The sequence below is a fragment of the Paenibacillus sp. P4_A7 genome (assembly GCF_056402455.1).
In genome coordinates this window covers 1-3,211 of the sequence record NZ_JBFUHJ010000562.1, presented here as the reverse complement: position 1 = coordinate 3,211, position 3,211 = coordinate 1, and the positions used below count along the sequence as shown (strand labels likewise).

Here is a 3,211-nt window from a genome sequence, read left to right as displayed (position 1 = left end):
TAGAAATACCTTGCAAGGAGATGTATCAGAACTTTGTCCAGCTTCGATATTGAAAACTCACCGCAATTGGTGGCTTTACTTAGATGAAAATTCGTCATCGGAGATAATGGGTATAAGCAAGCCGATAGGAAACTAGCATACGTGTAATGTGACGGAGAGTGAAGGGTATGAAATGGGCGGGGAGACGTTATGACACGGCAGAATGCGTCGAAATAACGATAGAGAATGGCGTAATACAGCTCATAGAGGGAATTCCCAATAACGATGGACTCGCTTGGATTTCCCCAGGTTGGATCGATCTACAGGTGAATGGTTTTGCTGGGTTTGATTTAAATGGTGAATCGATATCATCAGAAGATATAGTTGGTCTAACCAAAGCGATGTTTGCTTGTGGAGTGACTGGTTATTGTCCAACAGTAATAACCGGTAGTAATGAACGTATCCGAATTGCATTAGCTGCAATACGGAAAGCCTGTGAACAGTCCACGGAGTTGAATGAGGCGATTTGCGGTGTTCACTTAGAAGGTCCTTATTTATCCGAGGAAGATGGTCCGCGAGGTGCACATGATCGGGCTTTTATCCGTGACCCGGATGAGGCAGAATTTGCATGCTGGCAGGAAGAAGCAGGTGGCAGAATTAAGCTTGTAACGATTGCTCCGGAACGTTCTGGGGCAATCGAATTTATTCGCAAGCTGACGAATAGTGGGATAGCGTTAAGTATTGGTCATACTAATGCCACAACAAGTCAACTTGAAGAGGCCATTAAGGCTGGTGCGACGCTGTCTACGCATTTAGGCAACGGAGCTCACCCTGTACTTGCACGGCATCCCAATTACATATGGGATCAATTGTCTTCTAATGAACTCCAGGCGATGTTAATTGCCGACGGACATCATTTGCCGTTAAATGTGCTCAAGGTGATGATTCGTGCAAAATCGAAGGGTTTTATATTAGTTAGTGACTGTGTTAAATTTGGGGGAATGCTCCCCGGAAAGTATAAGAGTTTAATTGGGGAGGAGGTAGAGCTTCTTCCCAATGGAAGATTGCAGACCCTTGCAAACTCTGCTATATTAGCCGGGTCTGCACAATCGTTAGATCGCGGTATAGAATATGTAGTTGGTCAAGTGGGTATTCCATTGAGCGATGCAATCGATGCCGTCACCTTACGTCCCGCAGAAGCTATCGGTATTGAGGTGGGGAGGCTAGTACAGGGGGCTGTCGGCAACCTGACGCTGTTCTCATACCCCAACGAAGAAGGTTGTTTGCATATCCAAGAGACTGTTTTGCGAGGAAAAACAGTCTATAAACGGGGATAAATAGCTATTATGGAGAATATCAACCTTCCAGTTAATCGAAAAAGCATAATCACCAGCCAAGACTGAAAGATGTTTCCATATTATCGCATGGTGGTCGTTTCTGTACTTTAATCAGTATCCATGAATGGAGCGGGTATATTCCCGCTTCTTTTTTGTGCTCAAATGTGTTAACCTTACTTGTTATGACATAAAGAGACGTTTTGTGGAGACGTTACAAGTAATGTTAAAAATAACGTATAAAAAAATAGATTAAGCTATACCATAAGGAGAAAATATGACATTTAATGACTTGAATCTTATACCTGAAATTTTAAAAGCATTAGAAAAAGAGAACTACAATACGCCAACTCCGATTCAGGAACAGTCCATACCGGCTGTATTAGAAGGCAGAGATTTACTGGGGTGCGCACAGACTGGAACAGGGAAGACGGCGGCTTTTTCTTTACCGCTGATCCAACTATTAAGTGAAGAAAAAATCAAACCAAATACTGGGCGCCGTATTCGCTCATTAATTTTAACACCGACAAGAGAGCTTGCTCTTCAGATTTATGAAAACATTCAAGCGTATAGTCAGTTTACCCAAATCACTTGTTCCGCTATCATTGGCGGTGTTTCACAGAAAGCTCAGGAGCGGGCGCTCAATCAAGGCGCGGATATTATTATTGCAACACCGGGCAGACTTATCGATTTAGTGAATCAAAAGCGTATAGATCTACAACATATCAAAATACTAGTACTTGATGAAGCAGACAGAATGCTTGATATGGGCTTCATTCATGATGTAAAGAAAATTATTTCCAAAATGCCTAGTAAGAAACAAACTCTATTCTTCTCGGCAACGATGCCTCCGGAAATATCCAAGATGGTAAAATCGCTTCTGAATAATCCTGTCAGAGTGAATATCATACCGGTAACTACGTCGGTGGAAAGAATTCAGCAATCTATCTATTTCGTTGCAAGTGAAAATAAGCAAAAGCAATTAAATATTCTTTTACAAGATGAAACCATTGCCTCGGCACTGGTGTTCACTCGGACGAAACATGGTGCTGACCGCGTTGTAAAAGAACTGACTAAGGTGAAAATTTCTGCTGAGGCTATTCATGGAAACAAATCTCAGAATGCCCGTCAGCTTGCATTAAGTAATTTCAAGAGCGGCGTTACGCGTGTGTTGGTAGCGACAGATATTGCAGCAAGAGGAATTGATATCGATGAGCTTTCTCATGTAATCAACTTCAATCTCCCTAATATTCCAGAAACGTATGTTCACCGAATTGGACGTACAGGCAGAGCGGGACTGAGCGGGACTGCAATCTCTTTGTGCGAAGTAGATGAAATTCCTTACCTTAAGGTTATTGAGAAACTGATCGGCAAGACGATCCCTGAAGTGAAAGACCATGCCTTTCCGATGAAGGCTGGAGCTGTTCCATCAAAGGTTGTACAATCATCGAAACCATCAGCTTCAAGAGCTTCAAATTCAAAACCTGCAGCTTCTTCAAAACCGGCGAAGCCAAGAGTGAACCCTTCACGTAAACCGAAGCCGAAGTCGGATTGGTTTAGCAAGAGCCGTCAAACAAGCAGATAGTATAACTGTTATCTAAGAGGAATTGAGTAACAAATTATAGATGTAAGGGTCGGATCAGCCTTGGAATGGGCTGATCCGACCCTTTTTTTGTTTTTTTAAGCTAGCTGCGCTGTGCATGTTTAAAGTAGTAAGAACAACTTTAACTGGTTCAAATTTCCGTGTAAAAATGATATTGATGCTTTCCACGCTGTTTCGACTCGTACAAAGCTAGATCGGCCTTCTTACATAAAGACTCTTGATCTTCACCATCTTGTGGAGCAAGTGAAATTCCGATGCTGACAGAGATGCTTTTATCCATTAATTTCACTTCTTG

At 42.4% G+C, this 3,211-nt stretch carries 3 protein-coding genes; 2 read left to right on the top strand and 1 reads right to left on the bottom strand.

Going from position 1 to position 3,211, the window contains the following annotated elements; all coding sequences use genetic code 11:
* The first annotated feature begins 167 nt into the window (after positions 1 to 167).
* Together AC1DWN_RS30995 and AC1DWN_RS30990 are read left to right on the top strand one after the other, a co-directional pair.
* On the top strand, positions 168 to 1,316 hold the full coding sequence (locus tag AC1DWN_RS30995) for an N-acetylglucosamine-6-phosphate deacetylase (protein ID WP_477562707.1): 1,149 nt from the start codon (positions 168 to 170) through the stop codon (positions 1,314 to 1,316).
* Positions 1,317 to 1,590: 274 nt separating this feature from the next.
* Positions 1,591 to 2,898, top strand: a complete 1,308-nt coding sequence (locus tag AC1DWN_RS30990) for a DEAD/DEAH box helicase (RefSeq protein ID WP_477562706.1) — start codon at positions 1,591 to 1,593, stop codon at positions 2,896 to 2,898.
* A gap of 148 nt (positions 2,899 to 3,046) precedes the next feature.
* Here the strand turns inward: AC1DWN_RS30990 and AC1DWN_RS30985 are convergent, their stop codons facing one another.
* A complete protein-coding gene (locus AC1DWN_RS30985) occupies positions 3,047 to 3,196 on the bottom strand; it encodes a diguanylate cyclase domain-containing protein (RefSeq protein ID WP_477562708.1) in 150 nt (49 codons plus the stop codon).
* Positions 3,197 to 3,211 lie beyond the last annotated feature (15 nt).